Annotated in this window: 15 protein-coding genes; 10 read left to right on the forward strand and 5 right to left on the reverse strand. The window is 56.3% G+C overall.

Annotated elements, in window-relative coordinates; all coding sequences use genetic code 11:
• Positions 1-102: 102 nt before the first annotated feature.
• Genes glgB through glgP form a run of 5 tightly spaced genes read left to right on the forward strand, consistent with a single transcriptional unit; the run spans position 103 to position 9,471 of the window.
• On the forward strand, positions 103-2,289 hold the full coding sequence (gene glgB / locus AM410_RS08575; RefSeq protein ID WP_047954779.1) for a 1,4-alpha-glucan branching enzyme: 2,187 nt from the start codon (positions 103-105) through the stop codon (positions 2,287-2,289).
• A complete protein-coding gene (gene glgX, locus AM410_RS08580; protein WP_059305702.1) occupies positions 2,286-4,259 on the forward strand; it encodes a glycogen debranching protein GlgX in 1,974 nt (657 codons plus the stop codon). Before glgB ends, glgX begins: the two co-directional genes overlap by 4 nt.
• A 17-nt stretch (positions 4,260-4,276) precedes the next feature.
• Complete coding sequence (gene glgC / locus AM410_RS08585; RefSeq protein WP_020884559.1) at positions 4,277-5,572, forward strand: glucose-1-phosphate adenylyltransferase; 1,296 nt, start codon at positions 4,277-4,279, stop codon at positions 5,570-5,572.
• Positions 5,572-7,005 carry a glycogen synthase GlgA gene (glgA, locus tag AM410_RS08590; protein WP_014171982.1) on the forward strand — a complete coding sequence of 478 codons (1,434 nt, stop codon included), beginning with the start codon at positions 5,572-5,574 and terminating at the stop codon, positions 7,003-7,005. Before glgC ends, glgA begins: the two co-directional genes overlap by 1 nt.
• A gap of 18 nt (positions 7,006-7,023) precedes the next feature.
• Complete coding sequence (gene glgP, locus AM410_RS08595; RefSeq protein WP_014171981.1) at positions 7,024-9,471, forward strand: glycogen phosphorylase; 2,448 nt, start codon at positions 7,024-7,026, stop codon at positions 9,469-9,471.
• Between the two features lie 87 nt (positions 9,472-9,558).
• On the opposite strand, the gene glpD is transcribed toward glgP, so the two are convergent.
• Positions 9,559-11,067 carry a glycerol-3-phosphate dehydrogenase gene (gene glpD / locus AM410_RS08600; protein ID WP_025202849.1) on the reverse strand — a complete coding sequence of 503 codons (1,509 nt, stop codon included), beginning with the start codon at positions 11,065-11,067 and terminating at the stop codon, positions 9,559-9,561.
• 252 nt (positions 11,068-11,319) lie between these two features.
• On the opposite strand from glpD, the gene glpE reads away from it, so the two are divergent.
• Genes glpE through AM410_RS08615 form a run of 3 tightly spaced genes read left to right on the forward strand, consistent with a single transcriptional unit; the run spans position 11,320 to position 13,305 of the window.
• Entirely contained in the window at positions 11,320-11,652 is a 333-nt protein-coding gene (gene glpE, locus AM410_RS08605) for a thiosulfate sulfurtransferase GlpE (protein WP_041162890.1), read from the forward strand.
• A 47-nt stretch (positions 11,653-11,699) separates the two neighbouring features.
• A complete protein-coding gene (gene glpG / locus AM410_RS08610; protein WP_032679123.1) occupies positions 11,700-12,530 on the forward strand; it encodes a rhomboid family intramembrane serine protease GlpG in 831 nt (276 codons plus the stop codon).
• Between the two features lie 16 nt (positions 12,531-12,546).
• Positions 12,547-13,305: a DeoR/GlpR family transcriptional regulator gene (locus AM410_RS08615; RefSeq protein WP_008503060.1), complete on the forward strand. Its 759-nt coding sequence runs from the start codon at positions 12,547-12,549 to the stop codon at positions 13,303-13,305.
• 83 nt (positions 13,306-13,388) lie between these two features.
• Here the strand turns inward: AM410_RS08615 and malT are convergent, their stop codons facing one another.
• Positions 13,389-16,094: an HTH-type transcriptional regulator MalT gene (malT, locus tag AM410_RS08620; protein WP_020884564.1), complete on the reverse strand. Its 2,706-nt coding sequence runs from the start codon at positions 16,092-16,094 to the stop codon at positions 13,389-13,391.
• A 585-nt stretch (positions 16,095-16,679) separates the two neighbouring features.
• On the opposite strand from malT, the gene malP reads away from it, so the two are divergent.
• Together malP and malQ are read left to right on the forward strand one after the other, a co-directional pair.
• On the forward strand, positions 16,680-19,073 hold the full coding sequence (malP, locus tag AM410_RS08625; protein WP_108647735.1) for a maltodextrin phosphorylase: 2,394 nt from the start codon (positions 16,680-16,682) through the stop codon (positions 19,071-19,073).
• A gap of 9 nt (positions 19,074-19,082) precedes the next feature.
• Positions 19,083-21,164, forward strand: coding sequence for a 4-alpha-glucanotransferase (malQ, locus tag AM410_RS08630; RefSeq protein ID WP_108647737.1), 2,082 nt, complete (start codon positions 19,083-19,085; stop codon positions 21,162-21,164).
• Between the two features lie 52 nt (positions 21,165-21,216).
• On the opposite strand, the gene gntT is transcribed toward malQ, so the two are convergent.
• The 3 genes from gntT to gntX form a co-directional block, all read right to left on the reverse strand.
• Positions 21,217-22,533, reverse strand: coding sequence for a gluconate transporter (gntT, locus tag AM410_RS08635; RefSeq protein WP_108647738.1), 1,317 nt, complete (start codon positions 22,531-22,533; stop codon positions 21,217-21,219).
• A gap of 307 nt (positions 22,534-22,840) precedes the next feature.
• Positions 22,841-23,416 (reverse strand): Fe-S biogenesis protein NfuA, encoded by a 576-nt coding sequence (gene nfuA / locus AM410_RS08640; RefSeq protein WP_003861601.1) that lies wholly within the window; start codon positions 23,414-23,416, stop codon positions 22,841-22,843.
• 61 nt (positions 23,417-23,477) lie between these two features.
• Complete coding sequence (gene gntX, locus AM410_RS08645; protein ID WP_108647741.1) at positions 23,478-24,161, reverse strand: DNA utilization protein GntX; 684 nt, start codon at positions 24,159-24,161, stop codon at positions 23,478-23,480.
• Positions 24,162-24,169 lie beyond the last annotated feature (8 nt).

A 24,169-nucleotide genomic window follows, 5' to 3' on the forward strand; every position in this document is an offset into this window, starting at 1 on the left:
CTTACCTGAGGTTAGGACGGGGCTGAGAGGATGCCCGTTCAGGTCACATTAAAGTCGTCCCAGGCGCTAAAAAAGGACGACATAAAAAACAGGATGAATACCATGTCCGATCGTGTGGATAGAGACGTGATTAATGCGCTTATTGCGGGTCATTTTGCCGACCCCTTTTCCGTACTGGGGATGCACCGTACCGAGGCCGGGCTGGAAGTCCGGGCACTGTTACCGGATGCCACAGAAGTGTGGGTTATCGAACCCAAAACCGGCCGCAAGGTCGGCAATCTGGAATGCCTCGATTCTCGTGGCTTCTTTTCGGGCGTAATGCCCCGTCGTAAAAACCCTTTTCGTTATCAGCTTGCCGTTATCTGGCATGGTCAGCAAAATCTCATCGATGATCCCTACAGTTTTGGGCCTCTTTTACAGGAGATGGACGCGTGGCTGCTGTCTGAAGGTACCCACCTGCGACCTTATGAAACGCTGGGTGCCCATGCCGATACGATGGATGGCATCACCGGCACGCGGTTTGCCGTGTGGGCGCCTAACGCCCAGCGAGTCTCCGTTGTCGGCCAGTTCAACTACTGGGATGGCCGTCGTCACCCGATGCGTCTGCGCCGTGAAAGCGGTATCTGGGAGCTGTTTATCCCCGGCGCGCACAACGGCCAGCTGTATAAATTCGAGATGATCGATGCGCACGGCAAGCTGCGTATTAAGTCCGACCCGTACGCCTTCGAAGCGCAAATGCGTCCGGAAACCGCGTCAATGATTTGCGGCCTGCCGGAAAAAGTTGTCCAGAGTGAAGAACGCAAGCAGGCCAACCGCTTTGATGCGCCAATTTCCGTCTACGAAGTGCATCTCGGTTCCTGGCGTCGCCATACTGATAACAACTTCTGGCTCAGCTACCGGGAGCTTGCCGACCAGCTGGTTCCGTACGCGAAATGGATGGGCTTTACCCACCTTGAGCTGCTGCCAATTAATGAACACCCGTTCGACGGAAGCTGGGGTTATCAGCCGACCGGGATGTATGCCCCGACGCGTCGCTTCGGCACGCGCGATGACTTCCGCTATTTTATCAATGCCGCGCACGCCGCCGGGTTAAACGTGATCCTCGACTGGGTGCCGGGCCATTTCCCGTCCGATGATTTTAGTCTTTCAGAGTTTGACGGCACTAAGCTGTACGAGCACAGCGACCCGCGCGAAGGCTATCACCAGGACTGGAACACGCTGATCTACAACTACGGTCGTCGTGAAGTGGCAAACTACCTCGTGGGCAATGCGCTGTACTGGATTGAGCGCTTTGGCATTGATGCCCTGCGCGTTGATGCCGTGGCGTCGATGATCTACCGCGACTACAGCCGCAAAGAAGGCGAGTGGATCCCGAACGAGTATGGCGGCCGTGAAAACCTGGAAGCGATTGAGTTTCTGCGCAACACCAACCGTATTATCGGCGAGCAGGTAGACGGTGCGGTGACGATGGCGGAAGAGTCCACCGACTTCCCTGGCGTCTCCCGTCCACCGTCAACCGGCGGACTGGGGTTCTGGTACAAATGGAACCTGGGGTGGATGCACGACACGCTCGACTACATGAAGCTGGATCCTGTCTACCGTCAGTATCACCATGACAAACTCACCTTCGGGCTGCTCTACAACTACACCGAGAACTTCATGCTGCCGCTGTCGCATGACGAAGTGGTGCATGGCAAAAAATCCATTCTCGACCGCATGCCGGGCGATGCATGGCAGAAGTTCGCCAACCTGCGCGCCTACTACGGCTGGATGTTCGCCTTCCCGGGTAAAAAACTGCTGTTTATGGGCAATGAGTTCGCCCAGGGGCGCGAGTGGAACCACGACACCAGCCTCGACTGGCATCTGCTGGAAGGGGGAGACAACTGGCACCACGGCGTACAGCGTCTGGTGCGGGACCTGAACCTGACCTACCGTCACCACAAAGCTCTGCATGAGCTTGATTTTGACCCGTACGGTTTCGAGTGGCTGGTGGTGGATGACCATGAGCGCTCGGTGTTTGTCTTTGTGCGGCGGGATAAAGCCGGCAACGAAATTATCGTCGCCAGCAACTTTACCCCTGTACCGCGCCATCATTATCGCTTCGGGATTAACCAGGCCGGCAAGTGGCGTGAAATCCTGAATACCGATTCCACGCACTACCACGGCAGCAATGCCGGTAACGGTGGTCTGGTGCAAAGCGATGCCATTGAAAGCCACGGGCGACCGAATTCCCTGAGCCTTACGCTACCGCCGCTCAGTACCATCTGGCTGATCCGGGAGGGGGAATGACCCAGCTTACGGCAGGTAAACCCGAACCGCTCGGGGCACATTTTGATGGAAAGGGGGTGAATTTCACGCTCTTTTCTGCCCATGCGGAGCGGGTTGAACTGTGCGTATTTGACGGCGAGGGTAATGAACATCGTTACGACCTGCCGTCTCGCACAGGAGATACCTGGCACGGCTACCTGGCCGGGGGACGGCCAGGAATGCACTACGGCTATCGCGTACACGGCCCGTGGGCACCTGCGCAGGGGCACTGGTTTAACCCGGCGAAGCTGCTGATCGATCCGTGTGCGCACCGCGTGGATGGCGAGTTTAAAGACGACCCTATTTTCCATGTCGGCTACGGTGAACCCGACCACCGCGACAGCGCCCCCGTGGCGCCTAAAAGCGTGGTGGTGAACGATCTCTACGACTGGGAAGACGATGCCCCGCCGCGCACGCCGTGGGGCAACACCGTTATCTACGAGGCGCATGTTAAAGGGCTGACGTATCTGCATCCGTCGATCCCGAAAGAGATGCGCGGCACCTATAAGGCGCTCGGTCATCCGACCATGATTGCCTACCTCAAGCACCTCGGGATCACGGCCCTGGAGCTGTTGCCCGTCGCGCATTTTGCCAGTGAACCTCGTCTGCAGCGGCTGGGGCTCAGTAACTACTGGGGCTACAACCCGCTGGCGATGTTTGCGCTTGAACCCCGCTATGCCGCTCATCCGGACAAGGCGCGGGACGAGTTTCGTGATGCGGTAAAGGCGCTTCATGCGGCAGGTATTGAGGTCATTCTGGACGTGGTACTGAACCACAGTGCGGAAAGCGATCTCGATGGACCGACGCTCTCCATGCGCGGAATTGATAACCGTAGCTATTATTGGATCAGGGACGATGGCGATTACTTCAACTGGACCGGTTGCGGTAACACGCTCAATCTCAGCCACCCGGCGGTCATGCATTTCGCGTATGAATGCCTGAAGTACTGGGTGGACACGTTCCACGTCGACGGTTTTCGTTTTGATCTGGCACCGGTTATGGGGCGTACGCCGGCCTTCAGCCAGCAGGCGCCGCTGTTTGAAGCGATCAAAAACTGTCCGGTGCTGTCACAGGTTAAGCTCATTGCCGAGCCGTGGGACATCGGTGAAGGGGGTTATCAGGTCGGGAATTTCCCGCCCCTGTTTGCCGAGTGGAACGATCACTATCGCGATGCCGCGCGCCGCTTCTGGCTGGAACGGAATCTGTCGCTGGGGGAGTTCGCCGGACGCTTTGCCGGGTCCAGCGATCTTTTTAAGCGCGATGGCAAACGACCGTCTGCGACGATCAACCTGCTGACGGCGCACGACGGTTTTACGCTCCGGGACTGCGTTTGTTTCAATCAGAAACACAATGAAGCGAACGGTGAGGAGAATCGCGATGGTACTAACAATAACCATAGCTTCAATCATGGTATAGAAGGGTTAGGCGGAAGCCTTGATGTTATCGAGCGGCGACGCGCCAGCGTGCATGCGCTGCTGACAACGCTGTTATTGTCGCAGGGCACGCCGATGCTGCTGGCAGGCGATGAACATGGTCACAGTCAGCATGGTAACAACAATGCGTATTGCCAGGACAACACGTTGACCTGGCTCGACTGGGGTGAAGCGAACAGCGGGTTGATTCACTTTACCGCTGCGCTGATCCATCTTCGCCAGCAAATTCCCGCGCTCACCGCCGATCGCTGGTGGGAAGAGGGCGACGGTAATGTCCGCTGGCTGAATCAAGACGCGCAACCCTTAAGCGCGCAAGAGTGGCAACACGGCGTACCACGCCTGCAAATCCTGCTTTCGGAGAGGTGGCTGGTCACGCTGAACGCGACGGATGACGTCGCTGAGATTGTTTTACCTGACGGGGAATGGCGCGCTGTTCCCCCATTTGCCGGAGCGGATAATCCGGTAGTAATGGCTGTCTGGCACGGGCCTGCGCACGGAGTGTGCGTATTCCAAAGATGATAAAAAAGGAGTTAGTCATGGTTAGATTAGAGAAGAACGATCCCTTAATGTTGGCACGCCAGCTACCATTAAAAACTGTTGCCCTGATACTCGCAGGCGGGCGTGGTACTCGTCTGAAAGATTTGACCATCAAACGCGCCAAACCTGCCGTCCACTTTGGTGGTAAGTTCCGTATTATCGACTTTGCGCTCTCCAACTGCCTGAACTCAGGCATTCGCCGCATTGGCGTCATTACGCAGTATCAGTCGCATACTCTGGTGCAGCACATCCAGCGCGGCTGGTCATTCTTCAGTGAAGAGATGAATGAGTTTGTCGATCTTCTGCCTGCCCAGCAGCGCGTTCACGGTGAGAACTGGTATCGCGGGACGGCGGATGCGGTGACGCAAAACCTCGACATTATTCGCCGTTATAACGCGGAATACATTGTGATCCTCGCGGGCGATCATATCTACAAGCAAGACTACTCCCACATGCTGATCGACCACGTCGAAAAAGGGGCGCGTTGCACCGTGGCATGCTTGCCCGTGCCTGTTGCTGAGGCGACGGCATTTGGGGTGATGCACGTCGACGCCGACGACAAGATTATCGATTTTGTCGAAAAACCGGCGAACCCACCGACAATGCCAGGGGACGATACCAAATCGCTCGCCAGCATGGGGATCTATGTCTTTGATGCCGATTATCTTTACGCGCTGCTGGAAGAAGACGACAAAGACGAAAACTCCAGCCACGACTTCGGCAAAGATATCATTCCGAAAATTACCAAAGCTGGCATGGCGTATGCACATCCCTTCCCGTTGTCCTGCGTGCAGTCTGATCCGAATGCTGAACCTTACTGGCGCGACGTCGGAACGCTTGAGGCCTACTGGAAGGCAAACCTCGATCTCGCGTCGGTGACGCCTGAACTGGATATGTACGACCAGAACTGGCCAATCCGTACCCACATGGAATCGCTGCCGCCGGCGAAATTCGTTCAGGACCGCTCCGGCAGTCACGGCATGACGCTGAACTCACTGGTGTCCGGCGGATGCATTATCTCGGGGTCGGTGGTGGTGCAGTCGGTGCTGTTCCCCCGCGTGCGCGTGAACTCATTCTGTAATATCGATTCGGCGGTGCTGCTGCCGGATGTCTGGGTCGGACGCTCATGCCGTCTGCGCCGTTGCGTTATCGACCGTGCCTGCGTCATACCTGAAGGCATGGTGATTGGTGAAAATGCGGAAGAAGACGCGCGTCGTTTCTACCGTTCGGAAGAGGGGATCGTGTTAGTAACACGGGAAATGTTGCGGAAGCTGCAGGTCAAACAGGAGCGATAATGCAGGTTTTACATGTATGTTCTGAGATGTTCCCGTTGTTAAAAACGGGCGGTCTGGCGGATGTTCTTGGCGCATTGCCTGCGGCGCAAATCGCCGGGGGGGTAGATACCCGAGTTCTGTTGCCCGCTTTTCCGGATATCCGGCGTGGTATTCCAGATGCAAAGGTGGTCACTCGTCGTGAAACCTTCGCCGGACGCATCACCCTGCTGTTTGGACATTACAATGGCGTAGGCATTTACCTGATTGATGCGCCGCATTTATACGATCGACCGGGTAGCCCGTATCACGATACGAACCTGTTCGCCTATACCGACAACGTGCTGCGTTTCGCACTGCTCGGCTGGGTCGGTGCTGAAATGGCAACCGGGCTGGATCCGTTCTGGCGCCCGAATGTGGTACACGCTCACGACTGGCACGCCGGGCTTGCACCGGCGTATCTGGCGGCGCGCGGCCACCCGGCGAAATCGGTCTTTACCGTTCACAACCTGGCGTATCAGGGCATGTACTATGCCCATCACATGAATGACATCGATCTGCCATGGTCGTTCTATAACATGCACGGGCTGGAGTTTAACGGGCAGATTTCGTTCCTGAAAGCCGGCATCTACTACGCCGATCACATTACGGCCGTGAGCCCGACCTACGCCCGGGAAATTACCCAGCCGGAGTTTGGTAACGGTCTGGAAGGGCTGCTGCGACAGCGCCATCGTGAGGGCCGCCTGTCGGGGATCCTCAACGGCGTTGATGAGCAGATCTGGAATCCGGAGACCGATCTTCTGCTGGCGGCACGCTATGGCCGCGATTCCGTGGAAGACAAAGCGGAAAACAAACGCCAGCTGCAGATTGCGATGGGGCTGAAGGTGAACGATAAAGTGCCGCTGTTCGCCGTCGTCAGCCGTCTGACCAGCCAGAAAGGGCTGGATTTAGTGCTGGAGGCGCTGCCGGGCTTACTGGAGCAGGGGGGGCAACTGGCGCTGCTCGGTGCCGGCGACCCGGTGCTGCAGGAAGGTTTCCTTGCGGCAGCGGCGGAACACCCCGGGCAGGTAGGGGTGCAGATTGGCTATCACGAAGCGTTTTCGCACCGGATTATGGGCGGTGCTGACGTCATTCTGGTGCCGAGCCGTTTCGAACCGTGTGGCCTGACGCAGCTCTATGGCCTGAAATACGGCACGCTGCCGCTGGTACGTCGTACTGGCGGGCTGGCGGATACCGTATCGGACAGTTCTCTGGAAAACCTTGCGGACGGTATCGCCAGCGGGTTTGTCTTTGAGGACAGTAATGCCTGGTCGCTGCTGCGGGCGATTCGGCGTGCTTTCGTCTTGTGGTCCCGTCCATCTCTGTGGCGTTACGTTCAGCGTCAGGCGATGTCTCTGGACTTTGGCTGGCACGTTGCGGCGCAGTCATACCGCGACCTTTATCAACGCTTGATGTAACGAGGCGAAGTTACTGATATGAATGCTCCTTTTAGCTATTCTTCACCCACGCTCAGCGTTGAGGCGTTAAAGCACTCTATCGCCTATAAGCTGATGTTTACCATCGGGAAAGACCCGGTCATCGCCAACAAACACGAGTGGCTGAACGCCACGCTGTTTGCCGTGCGTGACCGCTTAGTGGAACGCTGGCTGCGCTCTAACCGCGCCCAGCTCTCGCAGGAAACGCGGCAGGTTTATTACCTGTCGATGGAATTTTTGATTGGCCGCACGCTGTCCAATGCGCTGTTGTCGCTCGGTATCTATGACGACGTCAAAACCGCACTGGAAGAGATGGGGTTAGATTTAGAAGAGCTGATTGACGAAGAGAATGACCCGGGCCTCGGTAACGGCGGCCTGGGGCGTCTGGCCGCCTGTTTCCTGGACTCGCTGGCGACGCTGGCCCTGCCGGGCCGCGGCTACGGGATTCGCTACGACTACGGCATGTTCAAACAGAACATTGTGGAAGGCCGACAGAAAGAGTCTCCGGACTACTGGCTTGAGTACGGCAACCCGTGGGAATTCAAACGACACAACACGCGCTACAAAGTGCGCTTTGGTGGCCGTATTCAGCAGGAGGGAAAAAAATCCCGCTGGGTTGAGACGGAAGAGATCCTGGCCGTGGCCTATGACCAGATTATCCCCGGCTACGACACCGATGCCACCAACACCCTGCGCCTGTGGAGCGCCCAGGCCAGTAGCGAAATCAACCTCGGTAAATTCAACCAGGGCGACTATTTTGCGGCGGTGGAAGATAAAAACCACTCTGAAAACGTCTCCCGCGTACTTTATCCGGACGACTCGACCTATTCCGGACGCGAACTGCGTCTGCGTCAGGAGTATTTCCTTGTGTCCGCGACGATTCAGGACATCCTGAGCCGTCATTATCAGCTGCACAAAACCTACAGCAACCTGGCGGAAAAAACCGCGATTCACCTCAACGACACCCACCCGGTGCTTTCGATCCCCGAGCTCATGCGTCTGCTGATCGACGAGCACAAGTTCAGCTGGGATGATGCGTTTGAAGTGACCTGCCAGGTCTTCTCGTACACCAACCACACCCTGATGAGCGAAGCGCTGGAAACCTGGCCGGTCGACATGCTCGGTAAAATTTTGCCGCGCCATCTGCAGATTATCTTTGAGATTAACGACTACTTCCTGAAGACGCTGCAGGAGCAGTATCCAAACGATACTGGCCTGCTGAGCCGGGCCTCAATCATTGATGAATCCAACGGTCGCCGCGTGCGTATGGCCTGGCTGGCGGTGGTGATCAGCCACAAGGTGAACGGGGTTTCCGGACTGCACTCGAACCTGATGGTGCAGTCGCTGTTTGCTGATTTCGCGAAGATCTTCCCGACGCGTTTTTGCAACGTGACGAACGGTGTTACCCCGCGTCGCTGGCTGGCGCTGGCTAACCAGCCGCTCTCCGATGTCCTGGACGAACATATTGGCCGCACCTGGCGTACCGATTTGAGTCAGCTGGGCGAGCTTGAACAGCACCTGGATTTCCCGGCGGTGAACAAAGCCGTGCGTGAAGCCAAGCTTCTGAACAAGAAGCGGCTGTCGGTGTATCTTGCGCTGCACCTGAACGTGGTGGCCAACCCGAAAGCGTTGTTTGATGTGCAAATCAAGCGTATCCATGAGTACAAGCGACAGCTCATGAACGTGCTGCACGTCATCACGCACTACAATCGCATCAAAGCCGACCCAACGGCCGACTGGGTGCCACGGGTGAAAATCTTTGCCGGTAAGGCGGCGTCGGCATACTACATGGCGAAGCACATTATTCATCTCATCAATGATGTGGCGAAGGTGGTCAACAACGATCCGGATATTGGTGACAAGCTGAAGGTGGTCTTTGTCCCGAACTACAGTGTGAGTCTGGCGCAGCTGATCATTCCGGCGGCGGACCTGTCTGAGCAGATTTCCACGGCCGGTACGGAAGCCTCAGGCACCAGTAATATGAAGTTTGCCCTGAATGGCGCACTGACCATCGGTACGCTGGATGGCGCGAACGTTGAGATGCTGGAGCATGTCGGGGCAGAGAATATCTTTATCTTCGGTAACACGACGGAGGAGGTGGAGGCGCTTCGCAGGAAGGGCTACTCGCCGCGCGAGTACTACGAAGAAGATGAAGAGCTGCGCCAGGTGTTGACGCAAATCGCCACCGGCGTGTTTAACCCTGAAGAGCCGAGCCGCTATCGCGATCTGGTCGATTCACTGATTAACTTTGGTGACCACTATCAGGTGCTGGCGGATTACCGCAGCTATGTCGACTGCCAGGACAACGTGGACGAGTTGTACCGTCAGCAGGAGAAGTGGACCAGCGCCGCGATGCATAACATCGCCAATATGGGGTATTTCTCATCAGACCGTACTATCAAAGAATATGCTGAAACTATCTGGCATATCGATCCCGTGCGGTTATAAAAAAACAGAGCCGGGTGGCGGCTTCGCCTGACCCGGCTTGTGCGATTTGCAGGCCCGGGAAGCGTAACGCCACCGGGCTTTTTTACATCACGATGCTAATGACAGCTCACGCTTTCCCGCGTTCTGCGCCAGCCACTGCGCCACGCGCGACTGCTGCTCGGCATCCAGCCACATCCCTTCTTTGGTACGACGCCAGATGGCATCATCCAGGCGGCGCACCCACTCGTTCTCAACCAGATAGCGCAGTTCGGCTTCGTAGAGTTCGTGACCGAAATGTTCACCCAGGTCGGCAAGCGTTTTGGCTTCACCCAGGATCCATTCCGTATTACTGCCGTAGGTACGGGCGTAGTGACGTGCCATCCCTTCGGTGATGAACGGGTAGCGACGGCGCAGTTTCGCGGCATAATCATCGCGGTTATCCCCGATATCGCCGCCAGGCAATACGGCACCTTTAGTCCAGGCCGGGCCAATGCCTTTGTAGTACGGCACCAGTTTTTCCAGCGCGTGTTCGGCCAGCTTACGATAGGTAGTGAGCTTGCCGCCAAAGACCGACAGCAGCGGTGCCTGGCCGTCCACGTCATGAATATCCAGCGTATAATCGCGGGTGATGGCCTGCGGTGAGTCCGATTCGTCATCACACAGCGGACGCACGCCGGAGTAGGTCCAGACCACGTCATCGCGTGCCAGCTGTTTTTTGAAGTGCGCGTTATACACTTTCAGCAGGTAGCTGACTTCACTTTCGTCGATCTCGACATTTTTCGGATCGCCTTTGTACTCCACGTCGGTGGTGCCGATGATGGAGAACTCGTCCATCCACGGGATCACAAACACGATACGTTTATCTTCGTTTTGCAGGATATAGGCCTGCTTCTGGGTATGCACGCGTGGCACGACAATGTGGCTGCCTTTGATCAGGCGGATGCCGTACGGTGAAGGCAGGTGCATTCCCTCATCAAAGAACTGTTTCACCCACGGCCCGGTGGCGTTCACCAGGCCGCGCGCTTTCCAGCTGAACTTCTCGCCGGTATCCACGTCTTCCGCTTCAACAATCCACAGGCCGTTTTCACGACGGGCAGCCGTGGCGCGGGTGCGGGTTTTCACCTCGCCGCCTTTTTTCACCACCATCTGCGCATTGGCAAGGACCAGACGCGCATCGTCTACCCAGCAGTCGGAATATTCGAATCCGCGCACGATTTCAGGTTTAAGGACCGATTCTGAGCCAAAACGCAAACCGGTCGATCCTGGCAGGCTGGTACGTTTGCCCAGATGATCGTACATAAACAGACCGATTCGAATCATCCACGCCGGACGCAGATGCGGGCGGTGGGGCAGGCGAAAGCGCATCGGAATCGCCAGATGCGGGGCCATTTTCAGCAGCACTTCACGTTCGGCCAGGGCTTCGCTGACCAGGCGGAATTCGTAGTGTTCCAGGTAGCGCAGGCCACCGTGGATCAGTTTGGAGCTGGCGGACGAGGTCGCGCAGGCGAGATCGTTAGCTTCCAGCATCAGCACGGATAAACCGCGTCCTGCAGCATCGGCCGCAATCCCGGCACCGTTGATGCCACCGCCTATCACAATCAGATCTTTGGTTTCCATAACACCCTCACGCACTTTCGTTAAAGCTCAGAAATGTTCGATATCGCTCATAATAGCAAAGGAACGCGCTTTTGGTAACATCAAAAAAACAATTTAGAGTGATATGGATAACATAATGGCGTTTACCCGCCGCCAGGACGTACACTACGGGGTAAAATAGTGCCGCTTGATGCCCTCGCCCAACCGTCTCACTTCAGGAGAGAGTGGGGGCGAGAGGAAGCGCACCACACCTGAATATAAGATGAGAGCACCATGGATCAGTTTGAATGTATTAACGTAGAAGAAGCCCATCAGAAAATGCACCAGGGAACGGCTGTGCTGGTGGACATCCGCGATCCACAGAGCTTTGCGATGGGCCACACGCCAGGCGCGTTCCACCTGACCAACGACTCCCTGGCCGCGTTTATGCGCGATAACGACTTCGACACGCCGGTGATGGTCATGTGCTACCACGGCAACAGCAGTAAAGGTGCAGCGCAGTACCTGCTTCAGCAGGGCTACGATGCGGTTTACAGCGTCGATGGCGGCTTCGATGCCTGGCATCGTCATTTCCCGGCAGAAGTTGAATACGCGTTTGAGCGCTGATACCGCTATACTGTCCCCTTTTGTGTGGAAATAAGCGACGGCTGCCCATGTTGATGATCACCTCTTTTACCAACCCGCGCGTCGCCCAGGCGTTTGTCGACTATATGGCGACGCAGGGCGTTATTCTGACCATCCAGCAACATCATCAGACCGATGTGTGGCTGGCCGACGAGAGCCAGGCCGCGAGGGTAAATGAGGAGCTGGCGCGATTCCTTGAGAACCCCGGCGACCCGCGCTATCTGGCCGCAAGCTGGCAATCAGGCCAGACGGGCAGCGGGCTGCACTATCGTCGTTTTCCCTTCTTTGCCACCGTGCGCGAACGCGCGGGTCCGTTTACGCTGCTGCTGATGGCGGCCTGCATTATCGTGTTCATTATGATGAACGTGGTCGGCGACCAGAGCGTCATGATCGCCCTGGCATGGCCCTATGACCCTTCACTGGACGTTGACGTCTGGCGCTATTTTACCCACGCGCTGATGCACTTCTCGGTGATGCATATTCTCTTTAACCTGCTGTGGTGGTGGTACCTCGGCGGTGCCGTCGAGAAGCGTCTGGGCAGCGGGAAGCTGATTGTGATCACCGTCATCAGTGCCCTGTTGAGTGGCTATGTGCAGCACAAATTCAGCGGCCCGTGGTTTGGCGGATTATCAGGTGTTGTGTATGCCCTGATGGGCTACGTCTGGCTCAGAGGTGAGCGCGATCCTGAAAGTGGCATCTATCTGCAACGCGGGTTAATAACCTTTGCGTTAATATGGCTAATTGCTGGATGGTTTGATCTGTTTGGTATGTCTATCGCCAATGGTGCACACGTCACCGGGCTGGCTGTTGGGCTGGCGATGGCGTTTGCCGACACGCTCCATGCGCGAAAACGAACATAATTCTCAGGGATAATTGATGAAACAAACACAACGTCATGACGCCATTATCGAACTGGTTAAAAAACAGGGATATGTCAGCACCGAAGAGCTGGTCGAGCAGTTTGCCGTCAGCCCGCAGACCATTCGTCGTGACCTGAACGACCTTGCCGATCAAAACCGTATTCTGCGCCACCACGGCGGGGCGGCGTTGCCGTCCAGCTCGGTCAACACCTCATGGCATGACCGTAAAGCCACGCAAACGGCGGAGAAAGAGCGCATTGCGCGGAAAGTCGCCAGCCAGATCCCTAACGGGGCGACGCTGTTTATTGATATTGGCACCACGCCGGAAGCGGTCGCCCATGCGCTGCTGGATCATGAAAACCTGCGCGTCGTGACCAATAACCTGAATGTCGCGAATACCCTGATGCAGAAAGACGATTTCCGCATCATCCTTGCGGGCGGCGAGTTACGTAGCCGCGACGGCGGCATCATCGGTGAAGCGACGCTCGACTTTATCTCTCAGTTCCGTCTCGATTTCGGCATTCTCGGGATCAGCGGTATCGACAGCGATGGCTCCCTGCTGGAGTTTGATTATCATGAAGTCCGCACCAAGCGCGCGATTATTGAGAATTCACGCCACGTTATGCTCGTGGTGGACCACTCCAAGTTTGGCCGTAACGCGATGGTGAATATGGGCAGCATCAGCATGGTTGATGCGGTTTATACCGACGTGATGCCGCCGGCAGGCGTGATGCAGGTGATTAAGGATAATAATCTGCAACTGGAACTGTGCTGACGTAAAAGCAAAACGGCAACCGAAGGTTGCCGTTTTTAGTTTGTGCAAAACAGGCCGGGTGAGGGCACCCACGCGCACCAGAATTACACGCCGTACCCCATCATCTTCAGCAGCTGCTGTGCATGCTGCACCGCATCCTGACGATGGGCGACGCCCAGCTTCTGATAGAGATTGCGGATATGGGTTTTGATGGTGGTCGCCGCCACCGCCAGTTCACCGGCGATCTGCTCGTTGCTGTAGCCTGAGTAGATCAGCCCCAGCACTTGCCATTCGCGCTGAGTGAGCGGGCTGGTGCGGATCAGTTCCGGTACTTCCGGATGGTTCAGCAGACGTTCAACAAAGTTCTCATCAAAGTGCGCAAACTTATGGCGATGGTGCTGGTTAATCTCACGCAGAATACGCTGGGCACGATGCTGATCCAGCTCTGGCAGCGTATTGAGTTGAATCAACTGTCGCAGCTGCTGGGCCATCACTTCACCTTCAATGACAAAGTGGCTGATAAACCCGGTGCGGTTCGCCAGCTGCAGCGCTTCCAGCAGGACGCGCTGGGCATCGTTTTTGCGGCCCGCCTGCCAGTAAAGCTGGTTCAGCAGAAGCAGGTTGCGGTTGAGATCGCTCATTAGCCGCAGGCTGCGGGCGTTTTCATTAAGCTCTTCCAGCACGATTTCGGCAGGTTCTAATTCACCGAGCAGGATCTGGACGCGGGCAATGTTGCGCCACTGGCTCTGCAGGAAGTGGTTGTTGGCAAATTCCGGTTTAGGGGTCTGACGTAACCAGTTGGCGGCGGATTTTTTGTCGCCGGTCATCTGCCAGTAAATCACCCGCACCTTATCGGCGTTGGACACCCAGTCGCTGTGGTACTGACCGTTACCGAGCAGGTTTTCCAGACGGTTAAGGTGGTTGCGGGCGTTATCGAGATCGCCACGCGCCAGCGAGCACTGGACCAGCAGTGCCAGACACTGCAATTGCTGCTGTGGCTGGAAGCTGGAGAGAACGTCCACACCCTGACGGGCGCAGCTTTCCGCTTCATCCAGACGCGACCATGCCCAAAGGAGCTGTGCACGAATGCGCAGCAGGAACTCGTGCATCGGCAGCTGTTCCAGATGCTGCTCACGAATCAGCTGGAAGGCCTTTTCCTGATTTTCCCAGGCGGCCTGCAGGAACCCCTGCGCAAACAAAATTTCACTTTGCTGGATCAGGCTCCACAGCGCGTAATGCCAGACATCGTGGCGGCGGGCCATCTGTTCAGTTTGTTGCATGAGCGAAAGGGAGCGCGTCAGCTCGCCTTTGCAGTGCAGAACTTCACCGTGTACCGAGGTGGCCACAATACGGCTGTAGAAATTGGCCAGCGGCAGTTCATCCAGCGCAACCATCGCCAGGCGCTCTGCCTCTTCCGGATCACCGTCGTTAATCGCCACCTGCGCCCGCAGGGCGTTGAATTCGCCGTGCAGGGTGGCATCCATATCGCTTTCCATCTCCTGCTCGGCACGTGCCAGCAGGGTATTTACTTCACTGTAGCGATGCTGGCTCTGCATCAGCCAGGCCTGCAGCAGCACCAGGCGCGGATTCTCCAGCAGGCTCTCCCACGGCAGGGCTTTCAGTGACTCTTCAAGCAACGTCAGCTCGCTGTGGTTAAACAAGCCCCATGCGTGGTTAAGGAGGATATCGCGCAGCATGCCGGCATCACCGGCGGCAAGCGCGTGGTGAATCGCCTCGCTCGGGAAACCTTGTGCCATCCAGCTTTCGGCGGCGGCGCGATGGATTTCCGGCAGTTCCGTCGCAAGCTCCCACTGACAGCGCTGGCGCAGGAAACTGCCAAACAGTGGGTGATAGCTGAACCACTCGCCGGGATCGTCCATTCGGGTCAGGAACAGGCCCTGGCGTTCAATCTCTTCCAGCTGCAGCTGGCCGTTTTCACAGCCGGTCACGCGCACGATCAGCGCGTCGTTCATGGAACGCAGCAGAGAACTTTTGAGCAGGAAATTTCGGGTCGACGGATCAACGCTGTTCAGCACTTCGTCGACGAGATAATCAGAAAGATGGCTCGCGTTAATCCCCGCCAGGCGACGCGCAGACTGGTGCGTCGGGCTGTTATTTTGCCGGGCAGAGAGAGCAATCAGCTGCAGCGCCGTCGCCCAGCCGGCGACATCATCACACAGGCGGCTGCTTTCGGAGGCCTCAATTGGCGAGTTCAGTCGACAGTCAAAAAACTGTTTGGCTTCCTGATGGGTAAAGGCCAGCTGCTGGCTGCCGACTTCCAGCAGCTGATCGCGCACGCGCAGGTTGGCGATGCCCAGTTGCGGCAGGTTACGCGACAGCACGACCAGGGTCAGGTTTTCCGGCTGATGACGCAGGAAGAAACGCATCGATTCATGGATAACCGGGTTAGTGATGAGATGATAATCATCAATCACCACGTACAGCGGGCGATGCCATTCGGCCAGTTCGATAAACAGCTGTGAGAAAAGGGAAGACAGGCTGGCGTACTGGCGTTTTTGCACCATGACCTCACTGGCAACGCAGTGTCCGTTGGTTGCCTGCTGAATGGCAGCAATCAGATAGCTGGCAAAACGCTCTTGCTGGTTATCGCCCTCATCAAGGGAGTACCAGCCAAGGTCGCTCTTACCTGCGGCCCATTGCGAAATGAGCGTTGTTTTTCCATAACCTGCAGGGCTCGTAACCAGCGCCAGTCGGAAATTATGCGCGCCGGAAAGTTTAGCCAGCAGACGCTCGCGGACCACTGTATGGTCAAGACGAACCGGGCGACTTAATTTAGACGGAATCAACATAGTTTTCACTTCACTGTGGGGAACGAGAGAATTTATTTTTTTTGCGCTTCGTAATTAATAGCTATAAGGTCGGCCAGAAAGAGAACTATTGCAAGTTATGTCTGGGTTTTGTGGCTCTGAATTTGCACTCTGTCACAAAACATTCAGGCGAGTACCGGAACTTTTCCAGAATGGCTTTAACACCGCGTCAGCGCTGGCTTGTCCCAGTGTCACACGGTTACGCTGAAACTGGTTTCAGAAAGGTATAGTGACGTCAAATTTAATAAAGTTCGGGTAAAGTTGAGTGAGATTAATAATCCCCTTAGGTAAGGCCCCATTGCAGAAATATTATTCTGCGTAAGTAATCATTTCGGCGCGGATTAATTTCATCCGAAACTGTATTTCATTTTTTTGACATTCTCCCCGGTTATCTTTTTTTCTTCCTGGCACACTCACACTATGCTCTCAGAGTGGCCTTGATCACACTTTTATGCTCATCCCCGCTACTCCTCCCTGCCTAATCCCCTGCGGGATGAGGAAGAGGCGAAATGAGCCTGGCACACTAGCGCCAACATGTGTTTTCTCTCTACAGGATGCCAATTCCCTATGTCACAGCCTACCTTTAACAAAGCTCAATTCCAGGCTGCCCTGACGCGTCAGTGGCAGCGTTTTGGCCTTCACGCTGCAAACGAGATGACGCCTCACCAGTGGTGGCAGGCAGTGAGCGGTGCGCTCGCGGAGCAGCTGAATGCTCAACCGTTGGCAAAACCGGCGAAAGACCAGCGCCACGTTAACTACATCTCAATGGAGTTCCTGATTGGCCGTCTGACAGGTAACAACCTGCTGAACCTCGGCTGGTATCAGGAGGTGGGTGATGTGCTGAAAGAGCATGACATTAACCTGACTGACCTGCTGGAAGAAGAGATTGACCCGGCGCTGGGTAACGGTGGTCTGGGACGTCTGGCGGCCTGTTTCCTTGACTCGATGGCCACCGTCGGTCAGTCGGCCATTGGCTACGGTCTGAACTACCAGTACGGCCTGTTCCGTCAGTCGTTTGCTGATGGTCATCAGATGGAAGCGCCGGATGACTGGCACCGCAATACTTACCCCTGGTTCCGCCACAATGCACAGCTTGATGTGCAGGTGGGCATTGGTGGTAAAGTCACGAAGCAGGGGCTGTGGGAGCCTGCGTTTACCCTGACCGGCGAAGCCTGGGATCTGCCGGTGCTGGGCTACCGTAACGGCGTGGCGCAACCGCTGCGTCTGTGGCAGGCAAAGCATGCTCATCCCTTCAACCTGACCAAATTCAACGACGGCGATTTCCTGCGTGCCGAGCAGCAGGGGATCGACGCTGAGAAACTGACCAAAGTCCTTTACCCGAACGACAACCATCTGGCGGGCAAGAAACTGCGTCTGATGCAGCAGTACTTCCAGTGTGCCTGTTCCATTGCGGATATTCTGCGTCGTCATCACCTGGCGGGCCGCAAGCTGGCGCAGCTGCCGGACTTCGAAGTGATCCAGCTTAACGATACGCACCCGACGATTGCGATTCCTGAACTGCTGCGCGTGCTGATTGACGAGCACCAACTGAGCTGGGATGACGCGTGGGCGATCACCAGCCGTACGTTTGCCTATACCAACCACACCCTGATGCCTGAAGCGCTGGAGTGCTGGGATGAGAAGCTGGTGAAAGCCCTGCTGCCACGTCATATGCAGATCATCAACAAGATTAACGACGCGTTTAAAAAGCAAGTGGATAAAACCTGGCCGGGCGACAAAGCGGTGTGGGCGAAGCTGGCTGTGGTACATGACAAACAGGTGCGCATGGCGAACATGTGCGTGGTGAGCGGTTTTGCGGTGAACGGTGTGGCGGCGCTGCACTCGGATCTGGTGGTGAAAGACCTGTTCCCGGAATACCACCAGCTGTGGCCGACCAAATTCCATAACGTGACCAACGGCATCACGCCGCGTCGCTGGATTAAGCAGTGCAACCCGCTGCTGGCCGGCCTGCTGGACAAAACCCTGAAGAAAGAGTGGACCAACGATCTGGACCAGCTTATCAATCTGGAAAAGTATGCCGACGACGCGGCATTCCGCGAGCAGTACCGCGCCATTAAGCTCGAAAACAAAGTGCGTCTGGCGCATTTTGTCAAAGCGCGTACCGGGATTGAGATCAACCCGAACGCCATTTTCGATATTCAGATCAAACGTCTGCATGAGTACAAACGCCAGCACCTGAACCTGCTGCACATTCTGGCGCTGTATAAAGAGATCCGCGAGAACCCGCAGGCTGACCGCGTACCGCGCGTGTTCCTGTTTGGGGCGAAAGCCGCACCGGGCTACTACCTGGCGAAAAACATTATCCTCGCCATTAATAAAGTGGCCGCGGCCATCAATAACGATCCGAAAGTGGGTGACAAGCTGAAGGTGGTGTTCCTGCCGGACTACTGCGTCTCTGCAGCTGAGATGCTGATCCCGGCGGCGGATATCTCCGAGCAGATCTCCACGGCAGGGAAAGAAGCTTCCGGTACCGGCAACATGAAGCTGGCGCTGAACGGTGCGCTGACCGTCGGTACGCTCGACGGCGCGAACGTCGAGATCGCCGAAAAGGTGGGGGAAGAGAACATCTTTATCTTCGGCCATACCGTCGAAGAAGTGAAAGCCCTCAAGGCCAAAGGTTACGACCCGGTGAAATGGCGTAAGAAAGACAAAGTTCTTGATGCGGTTCTGAAAGAGCTGGAAAGCGGTAAGTACAGCGATGGCGATAAACATGCCTTTGACCAGATGCTGCACAGCATGGACAAACACGGCGGTGACCCGTATCTGGTCATGGCGGACTTTACGGCCTATGTGGACGCGCAAAAACAGGTCGATGTGCTGTATCGCGACCAGGAAGCGTGGACCCGGGCGTGCATTCTGAACACCGCCCGCTGCGGGATGTTCAGTTCTGACCGCTCAATCCGTGATTATCAGGCTCGTATCTGGCAGGCAAAACGCTAAGGAAGCGCGATGGAGAGTAAACGTCTGGACAGTGCCGCGCAGGCGGCGGGGATCAGCCTCAGTTACATTAATGCTCACGGCAAACCACAGTCTATTGGCGCCGACACCAAAAGACGTTTGCTGGATGCCATGCACAAGACCGACGCGAAAGCGTCGGTTGCTCCGGTGCCGAACGTGAAGGTGTTTACCGCCGGTAAAAAGATGCCGCTTACGGTAAACGGGCGCGGCGAATTTAGCTGGCTGCTCACGACCGAAGAGGGGCAACAGCACAAAGGCCACGCCACCGGTGGCAAAGCGCTTAACCTTCCGGCAAAACTGCCGGAGGGCTATCACACGTTAACCCTCACGCAGGACGACCAGCGTTTTCATTGTCGGGTGATTGTTGCGCCAAAACGCTGCTATGAGCCGCAGGCGTTGCTCGAGGGTAAAAAGCTGTGGGGGGCCTGCGTGCAGCTCTACACGCTGCGCTCTGACAGCAACTGGGGTATCGGCGATTTTGGCGACCTGAAAAAGATGCTGGCGGATGTGGGCGCGCGCGGCGGTGCGTTTATCGGCCTCAACCCCATTCATGCGCTCTATCCGGCGAACCCGGAAAGTGCCAGTCCGTACAGCCCATCATCCCGTCGCTGGCTGAACGTGATTTACATTGACGTGAATGCCTTAGACGATTTCAAAAGCAGCAAAGAGGCGCAGGCGTGGTGGAACCTCACGACCACTCAGCAGTCGCTGAAGCAGGCGCGCGAGACGGACTGGGTAGACTATGCCACCGTCACCGCACTGAAAATGGCCGCGTTACGTCTGGCGTGGAAAGGTTTTTCGCAGCGTGATGACGAGCAGATGTCGGCTTTCCGCCAGTTTGTAGCTCAGGAAGGCGAGAGCCTTTACTGGCAGGCGGCGTTCGATGCATTGCATGCTTATCAGGTAAAAGAGGACGAAATGCGCTGGGGCTGGCCGGTATGGCCGAAAGCGTATCAATCTGTCGATACGCCCGAAGTGCAGGCGTTCTGCAAAAAATATGCTGACGAGGTGGATTTCTTCCTCTGGCTGCAGTGGCTGGCTTACAGCCAGTTTGCCGCCTGCTGGCAGGTGAGCCAGGGCTATAAAATGCCGATCGGCCTGTACCGCGATCTGGCCGTTGGCGTGGCGGAAGGCGGGGCGGAAACCTGGTGTGACCGCGAGCTTTATTGCCTGAAGGCCTCCGTGGGCGCACCGCCGGATATTCTTGGCCCGCTCGGCCAGAACTGGGGCTTGCCGCCGATGGATCCGCACGTCATGGCTGCGCGGGCTTACGAGCCGTTTATCGACCTGCTGCGCGCCAACATGCAAAACTGCGGCGCGCTGCGAATTGACCACGTGATGTCCGTCCTGCGTCTGTGGTGGATCCCTTATGGTGAAACGGCTGACCACGGCGCGTATGTACAGTATCCGGTTGACGATCTGCTCTCGATCCTGGCGCTGGAGAGTAAACGTCATCAGTGCATGGTGATCGGCGAAGATCTCGGTACCGTGCCGGTTGAGATTGTCAGTAAGCTCCGCGACAGCGGCGTTTACTCCTATAAAGTGCTCTATTTTGAAAACGACCATGAGAAAACCTTCCGCGCGCCGAAAGCGTACCCTGAACAGTCAATGGCAGTCGCGACGACGCATGACCTTCCTACGCTTCGTGGCTATTGGGAAAGCGGCGATCTGACGCTCGGTAAAACGCTGGGTCTGTATCCGGATGAAGAGGTCTTACGTGGGCTGTATCAGGATCGCGAGCTGGCGAAGCAAGGGTTGCTTGATGCGTTACACAAGCATGGCTGCCTGCCGAAACGCGCCGGGCATAAGGCATCACTGATGTCGATGACGCCTACGCTCAACCGCGGATTGCAGCGCTATATTGCCGACAGCAACAGTGCCCTGCTGGGTCTGCAGCCGGAAGACTGGATTGATATGGCGGAGCCGGTGAACATTCCGGGTACCAGCTATCAGTACAAGAACTGGCGTCGCAAATTGTCCATCACGCTTGAGAAGATGTTTGCCGATGACGGGGTGAACAGGCTGATTAAGGATTTGGATAAGCGCAGAAAAGCGGTGGGTAAAACGCGGTAGTCTCGCAGAGAGAAGAAAGCCGGGTAAGCGCAAGCTACCCGGCTTTTTGATATCAGATAACCATGTTCAACAGCAGAACCCCGACCAGACCACACACTGAAATAATGGTTTCCAGTGCAGACCAGGACTTGATGGTTTCACCGATAGTCAGGTTGAAATATTCCTTGAACAGCCAGAAGCCCGGATCGTTCACGTGAGAGAAAATCACGCTACCGGAACCTACCGCGATAACCATCAGCTCAGGGCTCACGCCCGTCGTCACAATCAGCGGCGCAACGATACCACCGGCGGTGATTGCCGCAACGGTTGCAGAGCCGAGCGCGATACGCAGCACCGCAGCGATAGACCACGCCATCAGCAGCGGTGACACATTGGTTTCATGCATCATGGCCGCGATGTATTTATCCACGCCGCTGTCGACCAGCACCTGCTTGAACGCACCGCCACCACCGATAATCAGCAGCATCATGGCAATGATTTTGATGGAAGAGGTCAGCGTGTCGTTAATCTGATCCATTGAACGACCACGGTTCAGGCCGAAGGTGAACATCGCAATCAGCACCGCAATCAGCGTCGCCATCACCGGGTCGCCCAGGAACTCGGCAACGGACAGGAACGGGTGGCCTTTTGGCAGGATCATTTCCGCCACGGCACGCATCGCCATCAGGATGACCGGCACCAGAGAGGTCCAGACGCTGACGCCAAAACCAGGCATCTCTTCTTCCGTGAAGGTTTTCGCGCTGTACAGACCTTCCGGGATAGGCTTATCAATCCCTTTCAGGAAGCGGGCATAAACCGGGCCGGCCAGGATCACCGTCGGGATTGCCAGAATCGTACCGAACAGCAGGGTTTTACCCATATCGGCATGGAAGATGGTGGCGATCGCGGTTGGACCCGGGTGTGGTGGCAGGAAACCGTGCGTAACGGACAGCGCGGCGGCCATCGGTACACCGACATACAGCAGTGGAATGTTCGCTGCCGCTGCGATGGTGAACACCAGTGGCAGCATCAGCACGAAGCCCACTTCATAGAACAGTGCGAAACCGACGGTAAACCCGGTTAACACAACTGCCCACTGGATATTCTTCTTACCAAATTTGGCAATCAGCGTGGTGGCAATACGCTGGGCGCCCCCACAGTCCGCCAGCATTTTGCCGAGCATAGCGCCAAAGCCCATGATCAGTGCCAGGCTACCGAGCGTGCCGCCGACACCGGCTTTAATGGAGCTGATGACTTTCACCAGCGGCATCCCTTGCATCAGACCGACTGCAAGTGCCACCAGAACCAGAGCGATAAACCCGTTCATTTTGAAACGGATCATCAAGAGCAGTAATAACACAACACCGATAGCAACGATGACTAATGGCATGATTTACCTGGCCTTTGAATTGTTATGGGTAACGTCATTGTTTCAACGACAAATTCCGATTGTCCCAACTGGGAACAGAGTGTTAACGGCACTAATACTGTTGCCTTGGAAACTACTAAGTTTAGTCGGCTGTTATGAAGGTGCTTAGTGCCCACGAGAATGATACGGGTAACATGCCGTGGTTGAGAATCACCCTAGGGGGCTAAATTTGAATTATGAGACGCAGGTCAACATATGGGGAGGCAAGGCAGGGAGGGGAAAACAGGCCCGGTAAGCATAGCGCCACCGGGCAAAAGCAGGCGGACGCTTAGTAGTAAGAGTGCTCGCCGCGCTGGTGTTCGGTCAGATCGCGCACACCTTTCAGTTCCGGGAATTCGTTCAGCAGCTGCTTCTCGATCCCTTCTTTCAGCGTGACATCAACCATTGAACAACCGTTACAACCGCCGCCGAACTGCAGGATCGCCAGGCCGTCTTCAGTGATTTCCATCAGGGAAACACGACCGCCGTGGCCCGCCAGCTGCGGGTTGATCTGAGACTGCAGCAGGTACTCGACGCGCTCCATCAGGGGGGCATCGTCAGACACTTTACGCATTTTGGCGTTTGGCGCTTTCAGGGTCAGCTGAGAACCCAGCTGATCGGTGACGAAGTCGATCTCCGCATCTTCAAGATACGGTGCGCTCAGCTCATCAACGTAAGCCGTGAGCTGTTCAAATTTAAGGGCAGTGTCAGTCGCTTCCACTGCGTCCGGAGGACAATAAGAGACACCACATTCTGCATTCGGAGTGCCTGGATTGATCACAAACACGCGGATCTGCGTCCCTTCTTCCTGATTTGCCAGCAGTTTGGCAAAGTGCGCTTGTGCAGAATCGGAAATACGGATCATAGCTTTGGCCTAATAGTTGACTAAATTACCTGGGTATAATCATACGCCCATTGAAGAAGGGCTACAAGGTACGGCACAGACACCATACCTGAACCGACGCGGCGCCGCTTTGCAAAAGCAGTCGGGAAAGTTCAGCAACGGTACTGCCTGTGGTGACGACATCATCCACAATCGCGATATGGAGGCCTTTGACCGGGAATTCAAGACGAAAGGCATTTTTGAGGTTCCTTTTGCGAAGCCGGGCCGTGAGCTGATGCTGGATAGCCGTGTTATGGACGCGTTTGAGCGCACGGGCGTCGTACCGACAACCGAGCCATCGGGCGAGCGGGCGGCAGAGCAGGTCACTTTGGTTGTAGCCGCGTCGCCAGTATCGGCGACGGTATAAAGGCACGTTGACCACCATATCGATGTTCGGCAGACCGCGGGTGCGTCGCGTCTGTAAAACGGCCAGCAGTAACAGGCGGGCGAGGGGACGCGCCAGCACACTCTGGCCGGCAAACTTCAGCGCATGTATAAGGCCGCTTAACGGCGCAACATAATCATCCACAGCCACCAGGGCACACCACGGCGGCGCTTTTTTCAGGCAGCGGCCGCAGGGAACGTCTCGCCCGGTGGCCGCTAGCCCACACTGCGGACACGTCATCGCCTGCCTTTTCAGCGAGCGGGTGCAAACGGAGCAGACGCCCCATGCGCTGAGGGCAAGCGGCATCCGGCATAGCCAGCACAAGCCAGGCACTGTTAACATGTGCAACC

The organism is Enterobacter cloacae complex sp. FDA-CDC-AR_0164 (assembly GCF_003071645.1).
Classification (GTDB): Bacteria; Pseudomonadota; Gammaproteobacteria; order Enterobacterales; family Enterobacteriaceae; genus Enterobacter; species Enterobacter ludwigii.